This window comes from Pseudoxanthomonas sp. UTMC 1351 (assembly GCF_040948865.1).
Classification (GTDB): Bacteria; Pseudomonadota; Gammaproteobacteria; order Xanthomonadales; family Xanthomonadaceae; genus Pseudoxanthomonas_A.
This window is the reverse complement of sequence record NZ_JAVGJT010000002.1, coordinates 12,144-27,626: the sequence shown is the minus strand read 5'-3', so window position 1 is coordinate 27,626 and position 15,483 is coordinate 12,144. Positions and strand designations below refer to the sequence as shown.

Annotated in this window: 19 protein-coding genes; 9 read left to right on the top strand and 10 right to left on the bottom strand. The window is 62.4% G+C overall.

The genetic code is table 11. The features are described 5' to 3' along the window. The first annotated feature begins 35 nt into the window (after nucleotides 1–35). From mgtE to AB6O04_RS01100, 3 genes are all read left to right on the top strand, one after another. The gene (mgtE, locus tag AB6O04_RS01110) at nucleotides 36–1,397 is read left to right on the top strand and encodes a magnesium transporter (RefSeq protein ID WP_368561771.1); all 1,362 of its coding nucleotides are present in this window, start codon (nucleotides 36–38) and stop codon (nucleotides 1,395–1,397) included. A gap of 152 nt (nucleotides 1,398–1,549) precedes the next feature. Next, nucleotides 1,550–2,359: a prolyl oligopeptidase family serine peptidase gene (locus AB6O04_RS01105; RefSeq protein ID WP_368561770.1), complete on the top strand. Its 810-nt coding sequence runs from the start codon at nucleotides 1,550–1,552 to the stop codon at nucleotides 2,357–2,359. 8 nt (nucleotides 2,360–2,367) lie between these two features. Further along, nucleotides 2,368–2,649, top strand: coding sequence for a hypothetical protein (locus tag AB6O04_RS01100; RefSeq protein WP_368561769.1), 282 nt, complete (start codon nucleotides 2,368–2,370; stop codon nucleotides 2,647–2,649). A 130-nt stretch (nucleotides 2,650–2,779) separates the two neighbouring features. On the opposite strand, the gene AB6O04_RS01095 is transcribed toward AB6O04_RS01100, so the two are convergent. From AB6O04_RS01095 to AB6O04_RS01085, 3 genes are all read right to left on the bottom strand, one after another. Continuing rightward, a complete protein-coding gene (locus AB6O04_RS01095) occupies nucleotides 2,780–3,724 on the bottom strand; it encodes an aspartate carbamoyltransferase catalytic subunit (protein ID WP_368561768.1) in 945 nt (314 codons plus the stop codon). Between the two features lie 125 nt (nucleotides 3,725–3,849). Beyond that, nucleotides 3,850–4,299 (bottom strand): Holliday junction resolvase RuvX, encoded by a 450-nt coding sequence (gene ruvX, locus AB6O04_RS01090; RefSeq protein ID WP_368561767.1) that lies wholly within the window; start codon nucleotides 4,297–4,299, stop codon nucleotides 3,850–3,852. 82 nt (nucleotides 4,300–4,381) lie between these two features. Beyond that, nucleotides 4,382–4,948: a YqgE/AlgH family protein gene (locus tag AB6O04_RS01085; protein WP_368561766.1), complete on the bottom strand. Its 567-nt coding sequence runs from the start codon at nucleotides 4,946–4,948 to the stop codon at nucleotides 4,382–4,384. A gap of 17 nt (nucleotides 4,949–4,965) precedes the next feature. Here AB6O04_RS01085 and AB6O04_RS01080 point away from each other — a divergent pair, with 17 nt between their 5' ends. Continuing rightward, entirely contained in the window at nucleotides 4,966–5,565 is a 600-nt protein-coding gene (locus tag AB6O04_RS01080; RefSeq protein WP_368561765.1) for a DNA-3-methyladenine glycosylase I, read from the top strand. 102 nt (nucleotides 5,566–5,667) lie between these two features. After that, nucleotides 5,668–6,537, top strand: a complete 870-nt coding sequence (locus AB6O04_RS01075) for a DUF72 domain-containing protein (protein ID WP_368561764.1) — start codon at nucleotides 5,668–5,670, stop codon at nucleotides 6,535–6,537. Between the two features lie 108 nt (nucleotides 6,538–6,645). On the opposite strand, the gene AB6O04_RS01070 is transcribed toward AB6O04_RS01075, so the two are convergent. The 3 genes from AB6O04_RS01070 to AB6O04_RS01060 form a co-directional block, all read right to left on the bottom strand. Next, the gene (locus AB6O04_RS01070; protein ID WP_368561901.1) at nucleotides 6,646–7,527 is read right to left on the bottom strand and encodes an NAD-dependent protein deacetylase; all 882 of its coding nucleotides are present in this window, start codon (nucleotides 7,525–7,527) and stop codon (nucleotides 6,646–6,648) included. Nucleotides 7,528–7,691: 164 nt separating this feature from the next. Beyond that, entirely contained in the window at nucleotides 7,692–8,822 is a 1,131-nt protein-coding gene (locus AB6O04_RS01065) for a PilT/PilU family type 4a pilus ATPase (protein WP_368561763.1), read from the bottom strand. A gap of 102 nt (nucleotides 8,823–8,924) precedes the next feature. Next, the gene (locus AB6O04_RS01060) at nucleotides 8,925–9,962 is read right to left on the bottom strand and encodes a type IV pilus twitching motility protein PilT (RefSeq protein ID WP_368561762.1); all 1,038 of its coding nucleotides are present in this window, start codon (nucleotides 9,960–9,962) and stop codon (nucleotides 8,925–8,927) included. A 92-nt stretch (nucleotides 9,963–10,054) separates the two neighbouring features. On the opposite strand from AB6O04_RS01060, the gene AB6O04_RS01055 reads away from it, so the two are divergent. The 3 genes from AB6O04_RS01055 to AB6O04_RS01045 all read left to right on the top strand — a co-directional run bounded on the left by AB6O04_RS01055 (nucleotide 10,055) and on the right by AB6O04_RS01045 (nucleotide 12,207). Next, nucleotides 10,055–10,747, top strand: a complete 693-nt coding sequence (locus AB6O04_RS01055; RefSeq protein ID WP_368561761.1) for a YggS family pyridoxal phosphate-dependent enzyme — start codon at nucleotides 10,055–10,057, stop codon at nucleotides 10,745–10,747. Nucleotides 10,748–10,758: 11 nt separating this feature from the next. Further along, nucleotides 10,759–11,607, top strand: a complete 849-nt coding sequence (proC, locus tag AB6O04_RS01050) for a pyrroline-5-carboxylate reductase (protein WP_368561760.1) — start codon at nucleotides 10,759–10,761, stop codon at nucleotides 11,605–11,607. A gap of 84 nt (nucleotides 11,608–11,691) precedes the next feature. Next, entirely contained in the window at nucleotides 11,692–12,207 is a 516-nt protein-coding gene (locus tag AB6O04_RS01045) for a DUF4426 domain-containing protein (RefSeq protein WP_368561759.1), read from the top strand. 111 nt (nucleotides 12,208–12,318) lie between these two features. Here the strand turns inward: AB6O04_RS01045 and AB6O04_RS01040 are convergent, their stop codons facing one another. Genes AB6O04_RS01040 through pdxH form a run of 3 tightly spaced genes read right to left on the bottom strand, consistent with a single transcriptional unit; the run spans nucleotide 12,319 to nucleotide 14,164 of the window. Next, nucleotides 12,319–13,113 (bottom strand): cobalamin-binding protein, encoded by a 795-nt coding sequence (locus tag AB6O04_RS01040; protein WP_368561758.1) that lies wholly within the window; start codon nucleotides 13,111–13,113, stop codon nucleotides 12,319–12,321. Further along, a complete protein-coding gene (aac(6'), locus tag AB6O04_RS01035) occupies nucleotides 13,113–13,568 on the bottom strand; it encodes an aminoglycoside 6'-N-acetyltransferase (protein WP_368561757.1) in 456 nt (151 codons plus the stop codon). The genes AB6O04_RS01040 and aac(6') overlap by 1 nt, the downstream gene beginning before the upstream one ends. After that, the gene (gene pdxH / locus AB6O04_RS01030) at nucleotides 13,565–14,164 is read right to left on the bottom strand and encodes a pyridoxamine 5'-phosphate oxidase (protein ID WP_368561756.1); all 600 of its coding nucleotides are present in this window, start codon (nucleotides 14,162–14,164) and stop codon (nucleotides 13,565–13,567) included. Before pdxH ends, aac(6') begins: the two co-directional genes overlap by 4 nt. Before the next feature lie 38 nt (nucleotides 14,165–14,202). Between pdxH and AB6O04_RS01025 the strand changes: the two genes are divergently transcribed. Continuing rightward, entirely contained in the window at nucleotides 14,203–15,039 is an 837-nt protein-coding gene (locus AB6O04_RS01025; protein WP_368561755.1) for a kinase, read from the top strand. 158 nt (nucleotides 15,040–15,197) lie between these two features. Here AB6O04_RS01025 and AB6O04_RS01020 read toward each other — a convergent pair whose 3' ends face one another. After that, entirely contained in the window at nucleotides 15,198–15,401 is a 204-nt protein-coding gene (locus AB6O04_RS01020) for a dodecin family protein (RefSeq protein WP_337342477.1), read from the bottom strand. Nucleotides 15,402–15,483 lie beyond the last annotated feature (82 nt).

Here is a 15,483-nt window from a genome sequence, read left to right as displayed (position 1 = left end):
CGTCTTGCGGATGGGCCCCCGTTTCGGAGCGCCGTATGGCCGAAGCCGTCCGCCATGACAAGACCGCACGTCAACTGCGTCTGCTTTCCGACGCTTTGGACAGCGGCCGGCTGGGTCCCGTGCGCCGGCTGGTCAACACCTTGGCGCCGGCCGAGATCGGCAACCTGTTGGAATCCCTGCCTCCTGCCAAGCGCCAGATCGTGTGGGGCCTGGTGGATGCCGAGGACGACGGCGAAGTGCTGGTGCACGTGGGCGAAGAAGTCCGCGAAAGCCTGTTGGCCGACATGGACCCGGACGAAATCATCGCCGCGGTCGAAGACCTGGATATCGATGACCTTGCCGACCTGGTCGAGGACTTGCCCGATACCGTCATCGACGAAGTGCTCAAGTCGATGGATCGCGAGAACCGCGAACGGCTGGAGCAGGTGCTGTCGTACCCGGAGGACACCGCCGGCCGCTTGATGAATCCGGACGTGGTGACGGTCCGCGCCGACGTCAATGTCGACGTAGTGCTGCGTTACCTGCGCCTGCGCGGCGAGCTGCCCGACCATACCGATCATCTGTTCGTGGTCAGCCGGCGCCACCAGTACCTGGGCCGAGTATCGCTGGCTTCGCTTGTCACGCACGAAGATACCACCCCGATCAATCGCCTGATCGACGACCAACAGCCCGCCATTGGCGTGGAGGAATCCGCGCAGGAAGTCGCGCGCCAGTTCTCCGACCACGACTGGATTTCCGCGCCGGTGGTGGACGACAACAACATCCTGCTGGGCCGCATCACCATCGATGACGTGGTCGACATCATTCGCGAGCAGGCCGAGCACCAGGCGCTGAGCGCGGCCGGTCTGGACGAGGATGAAGATCTGTTTTCTCCGGTGCCACGCGCCTGGCGTCGTCGCCTGATCTGGCTGACCATCAATCTGGGTACGGCATTCCTGGCCGCTGGCGTGGTGGATCGCTTTGAAGACACCATCCACAGCATCGTGGCGCTTGCCGCGCTGATGCCGATCGTGGCCGGCATGGGCGGCAACGCCGGCACCCAGGTGCTAGCGTTGATGGTACGCGGGCTGGCGCTAGGCCAGGTCGGCGCGTCCAACTTCAATACCCTGCTGTGGAAAGAAATCCGCATCGCGATGCTCAACGGATTGGCCCTTGGGCTCGTACTTGGATTGGTAGTCTGGGCATGGCACGGTGATCCGCAGTTGTCGCTGGTCATCGCCACGGCACTCACCATCAACCTGCTGTTGGCCGCGTCCGCGGGTGTACTGATCCCACTGACACTCAAGCGCTTCGGCTTCGATCCCGCGTTGGCCAGCGGCATTTTCCTGACCACCGTGACGGACGTGATGGGCTTCTTCACCTTCCTGGGATTGGCGACGGTATTTTTGCTGCATTAGCGGCTCCGCTGCTCTTGTAGGAGCGGCGTCTCGCCGCGAGCTCTTTGCTTTTATCGCGACCTGACAGGAAAAGCTCGCGCCGGGACGGCGCTCCTACAAAGGCAAAACGCCCCACGTTCGCCACCCAGCTTTCCGCGCCGCATAATGCCGCAATGACCAGGTCTCTCCGTGCACTACGAATCCCTTCATTCCTCATTGCGCTGGCGTTGCTCATGACAGCGTGCGCCAGCGTCAACGAGGCTTCTGGTGGCCGCTTTCTTCCGCGTGAGCTGACGCTGGATGGGCAGACCTATCGGTATCAGGTCTTCGTCCCTTCCCGATTGGTCGAAGGCAAGACGCCCGTTGTTCTGTTCCTGCATGGCTCCGGCGAGCGCGGCAGCGATGGCGAAAAGCAGACGCAAGCGGGTCTAGGCCCATACTTGCGGACTCATGCCGACGACTTTCCCGCGATCGTCGTATTTCCGCAATCGCCGGACGGCCGCTCATGGGACGGCGATGTCGCGCAAATGGCTTTCGCGGCACTGGATGCGGCTACCAGCGAATTCGGCGGTGATCCTGATCGGATTTATCTGACCGGCATGTCGCGAGGCGGCTATGGCACCTTTGAGCTCGCGACGTTGCAGCCGCAACGGTTCGCTGCGTTGGCGCCGGTATGTGGCGGTATCACCCCGCCTGGCACGCGACCCGATCTGGACGACCTGGAAGTTTCCAGCGTCGCATCGCACGCCGATCCCTTCACCGACGCCGCGCAACAGCTACGCCATATCCCGACCTGGTTGTTTCATGGCGCGAAGGATGACGTGGTGCCGCCCACTCAATCCCGCCGAATGTATGCCGCCATGAAGGCTGCCGGCGCCGATGTGCGCTACACCGAGTTTCCTGATGCGAGCCATAACGCCTGGGATTCTGCCTACGGGTCGCCCGAGCTGTGGACGTGGCTGTTCGCGCAGCGCCGCGACTGAGCCGCGCCATGGCTGAAATCGTCCATGACTACTTCGCGCCCGGATGGCGCGACCGCCCGCTCGATTGCGTCTGCGGCTGGCAAGGCGACAGCAGGTACATGGCGATGGAGTTGCACGATGAAGTCACCGACTACGCCTGCCCGCAGTGCGCCAACCTGCTGTTGATCGTGTCGCATCCGTCGCTGGAGCAAGTACGGCAAGCGGCTGCTGAGGGTAACGAGGAAGCGCGGCAGCAGTTGGCGATCGTCGAAGAAGCGTTGCAGCGGTTTCCGCAAGATCCAGACCCATAACGCGATCGTGTAGGAGCGCCGTCCCGGCGCGAGCTCTTCGCTGTTATCGCGATCTGACGGGAAGAGCTCGCGGCGAGACGCCGCTCCTACTGGCCAGGACCTCTCCTACAAGAACATTGAACATAGGGGCTTACCCCAACAACATCTCCAATACCGCCATGCGGATGGCGACGCCGTTGCTCACTTGGCGTAGCACCAACGACTGTGGGCCATCAGCAACTTCGTCGGTGATTTCCACGCCGCGATTGATCGGACCTGGATGCAGCACCACCGCATCCTTGGCGGCACGCGACAATCGCTGCGCGGACAGGCCGTACTGACGGTGATAATCCTCCAGCGAGGAGACCAGGCCTTCTTCCATGCGTTCACGTTGCAGTCGCAGCATCATCACCGCATCCACGCCTTCCAGCATCGCATCGAAATCGTTGCCGATCGTGCAACCTGCCAGCGTGGCGTCGTCGGGCAGCAGTGCACTCGGTCCACATACACGGATTTCGCCGGTGCCCAGCGCGCGCAGCGCGTGCAGGTCCGAGCGCGCCACCCGCGAGTGCTTGACGTCACCGACGATCAGCACTTTCAGCTTGGAGAAATCGGCGCCCTTGGCTTGGCGCAGCGTCAACGCGTCCAACAAACCCTGGGTGGGATGCGCACTGGTGCCGTCGCCGGCATTGACCAACGTGGTGCCCTCGCCCGCTTCCCCGGCCAACGTCGCCACGGCACCATCCTCGGCATGGCGGACCACAAAGCCGCGTACGCCCATCGCTTCCAGATTGCGCAGCGTATCGCGCGCGGTTTCGCCCTTGCGGGTGGATGAGGTCGAGGCATCGACGTTCAGTACATCCGCGCCCAGCCGCTGGGCGGCGATATGGAAGGAACTGCGCGTGCGCGTGGAAGGTTCGAAGAACAACGTGCAGATGGTGGTGCCGTCCAAGGAGTGGCGACGCTGGGTTCGGCCCAAGGCGGTGTCGCGAATCTGGCCAGCCCGGTCGAGCATCCGGCAGATCATCTCTTTAGGCAAACCATCCAAGGTCAGCAGGTGCCGCAAGCGTCCATCCGAATCAATTTGTGGGGTCATGTGCTAACCGTCGCGTCGCATAGCCGCACTTCCGCTGGAAGCCAGGCCGGGTAAAGAGGAATGGAACCGGCACGTATTATGGACTTGGTAGCGGGAAGGTGATCCATCCCAAGCCCACACACGCACTAAACCACCTTCATTGCATCGTTAGGCGCCGCCAGCCACCTTTCGATGATCACCGCCGCCGCCACCGCATCCAGGGCCGCCGCATCACGCCGGCGCTTGCGGCCTTCGGAGCGATCCAACGCGAACCGTTGCGCCGCTTCGATGGAACTGGCTCGCTCATCCACCAGCACCACCGGTAATTGGTAGCGGGTGTGTAGTTCTCTGGCGAAAGCATGGGCGCGTTTGCGGATAGGCTGGTCACCGCCATCCAGCGTCATCGGATCACCCACCACCAAGCCGTCCGGGCGCCACTCCGCATAGAGCTTGTCGATGGCCGCCCAGTCGGGGCCATGCGCATGCACATCGATCACCGCCAGCGCGCGTGCGCCCACGCCAAACGCGCTGCCTACCGCCACTCCGATGCGGCGCGCGCCGACATCGAAACCCAGGACCGTACCATCCAGTTTCATGAGCTCCTCCCATAGCCGAAGAGCGCAGCACTGCTGCCGACGGGGCCAGGGTCAGAGACGCCATGGCTTTGCGGACAGCTTTTCATGCGTGGCCGCTATAGTCCGTGAGCCGAGTCATATCCACACCAATGCGGCTACCGGCAGTTTGCCAGCGCTTCTCCAGCGGAACCGCGAATAACAATTCGGCGTCGGCCGGCGCGGTCAACCAGCCGTTTTCGCCCAACTCGTACTCCAACTGCCCCGCACCCCAGCCCGCGCAGCCCAGGGCGACGATGGCATGCGCCGGTCCCGTGCCGCCGGCCATGGCTTCCAGAATGTCGCGCGAGGTGGTCAGGTACAGCCCGGTCGCCACTTCCAACGTGGATTCCCAGGCGCGGGCATCGTCGTGCAGCACAAAGCCGCGCTCCGGATGCACCGGCCCGCCGCTCAGCACGATCTGCTCGCGCAGCGTGGCGTCCTGGGTGTCCAGGTTCATCTGCTGCAGCACCTCGCCCAGCTTGTACTCGGAAGGACGGTTGACCACCACGCCCATCGCGCCTTCGTCGTCATGCTGGCAAATCAACGCCACACTGCGAGCGAAATGCGGGTCCTCCAACGCCGGCGAGGCGATCAGCAGTTGGTTGGCCAAGGCGGAAATGGCTTCTGACATGGGGTTATTCTAGCCCCATGCCAAGCTACTGCGATTTTGCCCCAGGCCATGCCGTTCATGGGCCCTACCACGACCAGGAATATGGGTTTCCCCAGCGCGAGGAAGCCGTTCTGTTCGAGCGCCTGCTGCTGGAAATCAACCAGGCGGGGCTGAGTTGGGAGACCATCCTGAAAAAGCGCGAGGGCTTCCGCCGGGCCTACGGCGGCTTTGATGTGGACACCGTGGCGGTGTACGGTGAACCGGATCGGACACGCTTGCTGGCCGATCCGGGCATCATCCGCAATCGGCTGAAAGTCGACGCCGCTATCCACAACGCACAGGTGATCCAGGGCCTACGCGCCTCCCATGGCGGATTCGCGCAATGGCTGGACGCTCATCACCCGCGGGACAAGCCGGAGTGGATCAAGTTGTTCAAAAAGACATTCCGCTTTACCGGTGGCGAGATCACCGGCGAATTCCTGATGAGCCTGGGCTACCTGCCGGGTGCGCATCAGCCGGGCTGTCCGGTCTACCGGACGCTCACCCAGCGGGGAACGCCTTGGGAGTCGACATCGGCAACGGGCCAAACCGGTAGGAGCGGCGTCCCGCCGCGAGCTCTTCCCGTCCCATCGCGATAGAAGCGAACAGCTCGCGCCGAAACGGCGCTCCTACATCCAGATCTTCGGCACTGGAAAGCAGCCTTCACCCGCCTTCGCCATCACCCGCCTCAAACTCCGGGAATGGCTATCCGAATCGGCATTTCGGGCTGGCGCTATACGCCGTGGCGAGGGGTTTTCTATCCCGCCGATCTCGCGCAACGGCGCGAACTGGAATACGCGTCGCGCACTTTTTCCAGCATCGAAATCAATGGCTCGTTCTATTCCCTGCAAACGCCCACCAGCTGGGCGCGCTGGCACGATGAGACACCGGAGGATTTCGTCTTCTCCGTGAAAGGCCCGCGCTACATCACGCATGTGCTGCGCCTGCGTGAAATAGAGAAACCATTGGCGAACTTCTTCGCCTCCGGCGTACTGCAACTTGGCCCCAAGCTGGGACCGCTGCTATGGCAATTTCCTCCCAGTCTGCAGTTCGACGAGGCGCTCTTCGAAGCATTTTTCAATGTGCTGCCCAGGGATACCGACAGTGCCCTCGCGCTTGCCCGGCGCCGTGAGCGCTCGCGCATGAAAGGACGCACGGCCTTGCCGACGGGCGACTCGCTTCCGTTGCGTCACGCGGTCGAAATCCGCCACCCCAGCTTCGCCCACACACCATTCATCCGGCTGCTCCGCCGGCATCGGATAGCACTGGTGGTGGCGGATAGCGCGGGGCGCTTTCCCTACGCAGAGGACGTCACCGCGGATTTCATGTACCTGCGGCTGCATGGCGACAAGGAGCTGTACGTCAGCGGCTACTCCGAGACCGCGCTGGACCGGTGGGCCGACCGCATCAGCCGGTGGACTTCCGGCAGTGAACCGGGCGACGCGCAGAAGTTCAGCGATCTGGCGCCACCACGGCGGAAATCGCGCGACCTGTATTGCTACTTCGACAACGACGCCAAAGTGCATGCACCGTTCGACGCGATCCGTTTGCGGGAGCAACTGGAAAGCTGAAACGCTACCTCACCGCAATGTAGGAGCGGCGCCCCGCCGCGAGCTCTTCATGTCTCCACCGCGATAATTACGGCTACGAAGGCAAGAGCTCGCGGCGAGACGCCGCTCCTACGGGTTGTTGGCGGCTATCGGAATATCCAGCGCTTCCTGGACGATCAACGCGCGCGGCAGTGTCTCCACGCAATCGGCATCCAGCTTCAGATCAGCCATGGCATCGGCGCGGGTATGTCCGCGATTCAGCAGCGCTATCGGTTTGCCGGTTTCATGCGCCAAGCGTACGAAGCGGAAACCGGAATAGACCATCAGTGATGAGCCCACCACCAGCACCGCGTCGGAATTCTCCAGCGCCGCGCGCGCCGTTTCATAGCGAATCCGCGGCACGTTCTCACCGAAGAACACCACGTCCGGTTTCAGTAGTCCGCCGCATAGGCGGCAATCCGGAACTCGGAAACGGCTGAAGTCATAGCCTTCCAAATCGGCATCGCCATCCGGCGCACTCGTCGCTTCCATTCCGGCCCACTCGGGATTGGCATCCTGCAACTGTCGTTGCAGATCGTCCCGCGACTGCCTTGCGGAGCAAGCCAGACACACGACTTCATCCAATCGCCCATGCAGATCGATGACGGCATCGCTGCCAGCGCGCTGATGCAAACCATCGACATTCTGCGTCACCAACATGGAAAGCCGCCCTGCTGCTTTCCACTGCGCCAAAGCCATATGCGCCGCGTTGGGCGTTGCCTCCGCGACGCGCGGCCAGCCCGCCAGGCTGCGGGCCCAATAGCGGGCGCGCATGGCTGGATCGCCGACGAATGCCTGATAAGTCACCGGCGGCGGCCGCTTCCATTCGCCACTCGTGTCCCGGTAATCCGGAATCCCGGAAGCCGTACTGCACCCTGCACCGGTCAGTACGAACACTCGCTCGAACGCCGCCAACCAAGCACGCAGTTGCGCAGCGGGTTCATGTATCGAATCGCGTACGGGTGCATCCATGGCGCGAATGGTATCGCAGGTGCCGAAAGCCGCTGGATGTGTAGGAGCGACGTGAGTCGCGATGGGGCTTTCCTCGGAAGGCTTCATCGCGACTCACGTCGCTCCTACAAGTGCGCTTAGACGCTGGTGGGTTTTGGTAGAACGGAACCTGCGCAGCCGCTGCTTCAGCGCACTTCGGCCACTTCCACGCCATCCAGGCCCTGCGCCAGGGTGCGGGCGTCGCCGCCCTGGGCCAGCTTGATGCGCAGGCGCACTTCGTTCTGCGAGTCGGCGTGGCGCAGTGCGTCTTCGTAGCTGATCTCGCCGGCTTGATACAGCTCGAACAGGCTCTGATCGAAGGTCTTCATGCCCAGGTTGGTGGACTCCTTCATCACTTCCTTCAGCTTGTGGATCTCGCCGTCACGGATGTAGTCCTGGATCAGCGGTGTGCCCAGCATGATTTCCATCGCTACGCGGCGGCCCTTGCCGTCCGGGGTCGGAATCAACTGCTGCGCCACCACGCCCTTGATGTTCAAGGACAAGTCCATCAGCAATTGCTGGCGCCGATCTTCCGGGAAGAAGTTGATGATGCGGTCCATTGCTTGGTTGGCGTTGTTGGCGTGCAGCGTGCACAGCACCAAATGGCCGGTTTCGGCGAACGCGATGGCGTGGTCCATGCCTTCGCGGGTACGCACCTCGCCGATCATGATCACGTCCGGCGCCTGGCGCAGGGTGTTCTTCAGCGCAGCATCCCAGCTGTCGGTGTCAATGCCGACCTCGCGCTGCGTGATGATGCAGCCTTCATGCTTGTGCACGAACTCGATCGGGTCTTCGATGGTGATGATGTGACCGGTGGAATTCTGGTTGCGATAGCCGATCATCGCTGCAAGCGACGTCGACTTGCCGGTACCCGTTGCGCCCACGAAGATGATGATGCCGCGCTTGGTCATGGCCAGCGTCTTGATGACCGCCGGCAGGTTCAGCTCTTCAACGGTAGGAATGCGCGTCTCGATACGGCGCAGCACCATGCCCACCTGGTTGCGCTGGTAGAAGCAGCTGACACGGAAGCGGCCCACGCCAGCCACGCCGATGGCGAAGTTGCACTCGTGGGTCTTTTCGAACTCCTCGCGCTGCGCCGGCGTCATCACGTTCAGCACCAGGTCGCGGCTCTGCTGACTGGTCAGCGGCGTCTGCGTGATGGGCGAAATCTTGCCGTGCACCTTGATGGATGGCGGCATGCCGGACGTGATGAACAGGTCCGAGGCCTTCTGGTGCGCCATCAGCTTGAGGAAGGAGGTGAAATCGATGGTGCTCATGGTGTGCTCCAGAGGTCGGGGACCAGAGGTCAGGGGCCGGGGAAAAGCCGAGGGATAGCGCGTTGGCTGTCCCGCGTCTCTGACCTCTGGCCTCTGGCCTCTTTATTCAAACAACCGCTTGTCCTTGGCGTATTCCTTGGCCTGCTGGCGGGTGACCAGGCTGCGCTTCACCAGGTCCTGCAGGTGCTGGTCGAGGGTCATCATGCCGGTTTGCTGGCCGGTCTGGATGGCCGAATACATCTGCGCCACCTTGTCTTCGCGGATCAGGTTGCGGATGGCGGGGGTGCCCACCATGATTTCCCATGCCGCGGTACGGCCGCCGCCGACCTTTTTCAGCAGCGCTTGTGAGATCACCGCGCGCAAGGATTCGGACAGCATCGAACGGACCATCGGCTTTTCGCCGGCAGGGAACACGTCGATGATGCGGTCGATGGTCTTGGCCGCCGAGCTGGTGTGCAGGGTGGCGAACACCAGGTGGCCGGTTTCCGCGGCGGTCAGCGCCAGGCGGATGGTTTCCAGGTCGCGCAACTCGCCGACCAGGATGTAGTCCGGGTCTTCACGCAATGCCGAGCGCAATGCCTCGTTGAAGCCGTGCGTATCGCGATGCACTTCGCGCTGGTTGATCAGGCACTTCTGCGAGGTGTGCACGAATTCGATGGGATCCTCGACGCTGAGGATGTGCCCGTATTCGTTCTTGTTGATGTGGTCGACCATCGCCGCCAACGTGGTCGACTTGCCGGAACCGGTCGGACCGGTGACCAGGATCAATCCCTGCGGCTGCTCGATCAACTGCCGGAACAACGGCGGACACGCCAGGTCTTCCAGCGTCAGCACTTCCGAAGGAATGGTGCGAAATACCGCACCCGCGCCGCGGTTCTGATTGAAGGCGTTGACGCGGAAACGCGCCAGGCTGGGAATCTCGAACGAAAAGTCGACTTCCAGGAATTCTTCAAAATCGCGCCGCTGCTTGTCCGACATGATGTCGTACACCAGCGCGTGTACTTGCTTGTGATCCAGTGCGGGAATATTGATGCGCCGGACGTCGCCATCCACGCGAATCATCGGCGGCAGACCCGCCGACAAGTGCAAGTCCGATGCTTTGTTCTTAACCGAAAACGCCAAGAGCTCGGCGATATCCATAACGCTGCTTCCCCGAAATGCTGCGACTGGAACGATACAACCCCGGCAGGCAGTATAGCGCTGTTGCCACGATATCCAACGGTTAAACCCCTATGCTCGCCGACGCCCTGAGCGAGACCCTGCAGAGTCTTGATAACACGGCCAAATCAGCCAATCGGCCAGTGCCGCGTTTGCTGGCTGTCTCCAAGACGCAACCGGCCGAAGCGGTGGCCGCTTTGGCGGCCGTGGGCCAATGTGCTTTCGGTGAAAACTACGTGCAGGAAGCCCAAATCAAGGCGCGGGCACTGGCTGCGCTCAACCTGGAATGGCACTTGATTGGACACCTGCAATCGAACAAGGCGGAGAGCGCCGCGGAGGTGTTCGACTGGATACAAACGGTAGACCGTCACAAATTGGTTGTGGCCTTGTCGAGATATCGTGCCGCCGACTGCCCGCCCCTGAACGTGCTGATTCAGGTGAATATCGACGATGAAGCCAGCAAACACGGTTGCCGCCCGGAAGAAATATCCGCCCTGGCAGCGGCAATCGCTGCCGAACCCAGGCTGTCACTGCGTGGCCTGATGGCCATTCCGGCGCCTCATGCCGATCCCGGCCAGCAGCGGACTGCCTTCAGGCGAATGAAGACGCTTTTCGACGAACTGGCGGCGCATCATCCGCAGATCGACACCTTGTCGATGGGCATGAGCGGCGATTTCCCGCTGGCCATTGCCGAGGGCGCCACCATGGTCCGCATCGGCACGGCGCTGTTTGGCGCACGCGCTCCAAAACCCTCTCCTACTGCATAGCGAAGAACGACATGACCACGACTTCCGCTTCCCGCCTCCTGCTTTCCCATCCCATCGCTTTCATCGGCGGCGGCAATATGGCGCGCAGCCTGATCGGCGGATTGGTGGCCGGTGGCGCGAACGCCGCAAAGATCCGCGTGGCCGAACCGGTGGAAGCGTTGCGCGCCTCCTTGGCCGCCGAATTCGGCGTACAGGTTTTTGCGGACACCAGCGAAGCCGTCCATGGCGCCGACATGTGGCTGTTCGCGGTGAAACCCCAGGTCATGCGCGATGTCTGCCAATCGCTGTCGACGCGAGCCCTGGCGCAGCATCCGGTGATCGTATCGATCGCTGCCGGCATTACGGTCGCGCAACTGCAGACATGGCTGGGTGGCGAACTGCCGGTGGTCCGTTGCATGCCCAACACGCCTGCCTTGCTGGGTGCGGGCGTCACCGGTCTATTCGCCAATGCGCAGGTGGACGCCGCCGGCCGCGCGCGCGCCGAAGGTTTGCTGTCGAGCGCGGGTAAAACCGTATGGATCGAGGATGAGGCAATGATGGATACGGTCACCGCCGTTTCTGGCAGCGGCCCCGCCTACGTGTTCCTGCTGGCCGAAGCGATGGAAGCCGCGGCCAAGGAAGAAGGCTTGCCGGACGAAGCCGCACGCACCCTGGTGCTGCAAACGCTATTAGGTGCGGCGCGCATGCTGACCGAATCGGACGCCGCCCCCACGGAACTGCGCCGCCGGGTCACTTCACCCAACGGCACTACCCAAGCCGCCATCGAAACCTTCCAGGCCGGCGGTTTCGAAGCCCTGGTGGGAAAAGCGATACATGCAGCAACGGAACGCGGCCGTGAACTATCGGCAGCCAATGATTGAGCGTTTTCAGACACTACGATGCAAGACATAGACGCATGCGATCCACGCCTGCGAACAGATGAATCAAAAAAAATCGGACCGAGCATGAAAATAACAGCCCCAGTACGCCGTCATTCCCTGTTCACCGTTCCCCGTTCCCTGCTCTTCCGCAACGCTGCCTTCCTTATACTGTCGGCCTGGTCGCTCGCCGCCTGCTCCAACACCGAAGCGCCACGTGCCGCAAATTTCGTGCCGGCCGCTCCAGCGCACAACGACTTCGGCGATCTGCGCGTGCGCTACAACGCCCTGCCCACGATGTCGCTGAGCGAGGAAATGGCCAAGCAGTACGGCGTGGAACGGGACACCGGCACCGCATTGGTGGTGATTGCGTTGCGCCAACTCAAGAATGGCGAAGAGGTCGACACCGATGGCGAAGTAACCGGACAGGTATCCGACATTTCCGGCGCCCGTCAACCGATCGTGTTGCGTACCATCGATACCGGCGACTACACCGACCATATCGGCACCGTTCGCGTTTCGCAGCGGAATACCTATCGCTTTGATGTCACCATCGCGGCAGGTGGCAGGAAAGACACTCTGCAGTTCCAACGGAATTTTTAAAGGCAAACGAAAATTGTAGGAGCGCCGTCCCGGCGCGAGCTCTTTCTGTCAGGTCGCGATAAAGGCGAAGAGCTCACGCCGAGACGACGCTCCTACCGGAGGAGGCCGCTCCTACAGTTCGCGTGTAGCCCACGCCTGCACGATATTGGCAATGGCCCGCACACCATCGGTCAGCGCCGCGGGGCCCGGCTGCAGGATCAACGGCGATTTGATCTCGTGCAGTTCGCCATCGCGCACCGCTGGAATCGCGTCCCAACCCGGCCGGGCGGAGACCTTTTCAGGACGAAAGCGTTTGCCGCACCACGAACCCAGGATGATATCCGGCGCTCGCCGCACCACTTCATTGCCATCGGCAAGGATCCGGTGCTTGGCCAGCGATTCGACGGCCAACTCCGGGAAGATATCGTCCCCGCCTGCGATGCGGATCAGTTCGGCGACCCAGCGAATGCCGGTGATCGGCGGGTCATCCCATTCTTCGAAATAGATCTTCGGCCGGCGCGGCAATCGCGCCGACTGCTGCATTAGGTCATCCAGTCCGCGCTCAAGCTCATCAGCATAGGCGTTCGCCCTTTCGTGCGCGCCGACCAATGCCCCCAGGCGGCGAATGTAATCCAGGATGCCGGCGACGCTGCGGTGGTTGGCTATCCAGACTTCCACACCCTGCTTGATCAGCTCGGCCGCGATCTCCGACTGGATGTCGGAGAAGCCGATCGCCAGATCAGGCTCAAGCTTCATTATTTCGCCGATCTTCGCGCTAGTGAACGCGCTGACTTTCGGCTTCTCCCTGCGCGCTTCCGATGGACGCACGGTAAACCCGCTGATGCCGACGATGCGGTGCTGCTCACCCAATGCGTACAGCGTTTCGGTCGGCTCCTCGGTCAGGCAGACGATGCGCTGCGGGCCCATCAGGTATCCAGCCACTTGCGGAAATACACCACGCGTTCGGTTTCCTCGAATCCACACGCCACATGCGCGGCCAAGCTGGCGGTGTTGTCGAGCAGCGCATCCGATGCGAACTCGCGACAGCCTTGATCGCGTGCCCATTCCTCTACGGTCATGACCAATGCACGGCCCACACCTTTACCACGCCATTGCGGAGCGACATACCAGCCTTCCAGGAATCCTACTGGAGAGCTTTCGGTGCCGTTGACGTAGTCGTGGCGTAGCGTAGCTTCCGCGAACGCAATGGCAACGTGTTGTTTATCGAAGGCCAGAAAGCCGACGGTCCCGCCGGACAGCATCTCTTCGATCTCATCAGCAAGCTGCTCCGCAGCTTCGTCCGGCCATAACGCTTGGCGCAGTGGCGCCCACTGTGCCGCATCGCTCGCCGTGCCCCGACGTATGTTCCAGTCGGCCGTCATGGATACAGCATCCGCTTGGCCCATTGGCCCATGCCATCGCGCTCGTAGCGCCAGCGCTCGTGCAGCCGGAACTGCGCGCCGTACCAGAACTCGATGGCCTCCGGAACGACGCGGTAGCCGCTCCAACCCTGCGGGCGTGGTACGTCGCGGCCTTCGAATTCGGCCACCACTTGAGCGATACGGTCTTCGAACTCCTGCCGGGAACCCAACGTTTCGGATTGCGCGGATGCCCATGCGCCAATCTGGCTCAGACGCGGGCGTGAGGCGAAGTAGAGATCCGCTTCATGATCTTCGACCTGCTCCACGGTGCCCTCAACGCGCACCTGGATGCCGGCCTCGCGCAGACTGCGCCAGAGGAACAACAGCGCCGCGCGCGGGTTGGTTTCCAGTTCGTAACCCTTGCGGCTGTGCAGGTGGGTGTAGAAAACGAATCCCTGCTCATCGAAGGATTTCAGCAGCACCGTGCGCACCGCCGGACGGCCGTCCGGCGTGGCGGTCGCCAAGGCCATGGCATTGGGTTCGATCTCGCTACTTGCGCTGGCTTCGTTGAAGAGAGTGGCGAAAGTCGACAGCGCTTCGGTATACAGGTCGCTCATGGGGCCTCGCTGGCAAAGCCGTCGTGGGACACGGCGGCATGCGTTATTGTCTCCCGATGTCTCCCCCGCAGCTACCGCCACCGGGCTTCGATGCCGCATTCGTTGACCAAGCGTTGACTGCGGCGTTGGCCAGCGACACTCGCCCAGCCGTTTTTGCCCTGGCTGGTTTGCAGGGCAGCGGCAAATCCACACTGGCCTCGCAGGTGGCCGCGACAGCTCACGCGAGAAACCTACGGGTGGCGGTCCTTTCATTGGATGACTTCTATCTGACCCAGGTGCAGCGGCAAACCCTGGCGCAAGAGGTCCATCCTTTGCTGGCAATGCGGGGACCACCAGGCACACACGACACGGCATTGGCCTGCCACACCTTGGATGCTTTGCGCGATGCGCGTGCGGTAGCGCTGCCTCGCTTCGACAAACTGAGCGACGACCGCTTACCGGAAGCGCAATGGCCCCGCGTCGAAGGCCGCGTCGACCTGGTGATCTTCGAAGGCTGGTGCCTGAAGACCCCTGCCGAATCCGCTGCTGCGCTGGACCAACCGATCAATGCCCTGGAGCACGACGAGGACCCAGACGGCCGTTGGCGGCGCTGGTGCAATCAGGCGCTGGAACGCGCCTACCCGGCGCTATGGCAGCGGCTGGAGACGTTATGGTTCCTGCGAGGGCCGGGTTTCGAAGTGGTGCCGGATTGGCGATGGCAGCAGGAGCAAGCACTGCAACATGCCGATCCGTCGAAAGCCTCCATGACGCGCCCGCAGATAGACCGCTTCGTGCAGTTGTTCGAACGGGTCAGCCGACAGGCGCTGCGCACGCTGCCGGCCATCGCCCAGCGCACCGTCGACCTGGACGCGCAGCGCAGGCCGGTGGAGCCATAGGAGCGCGCATCCGGTTTTTGTAGGAGCGCCGTCCCGGCGCGAGCTCTTCGCTTTAACCGCGATCTGACGGAAAGAGCTCGCGCCGGGACGGCGCTCCTACACGGTTCTATGGACGCTACAGTTCCTTTCAGGTTCTAGCGTCGTACAGAAGATTGTGGCTACTGCACGACAAAACTGATGCGCATATTCACCCGCCACTCGGTGATATTGCCGCCGTCATCGGTCACCACTTTCACCTCGTTGACCCACGCGCCCTTGATGCCCTTGACGGACTCGGCCGTCTTCTTCAAACCCGTTTTCACCGCGTCTTCCACGCTGACCTTGGAGGAGGCGTTCACTTCGATGATCTTGGCGACTGACATGGCACATCCTTTCGCTACAGGGCGGGGCTCCGCCGGGACGCCCACCGTAGGCCCCCTGCTGTTAAGCGGTCGCTATGGGAGT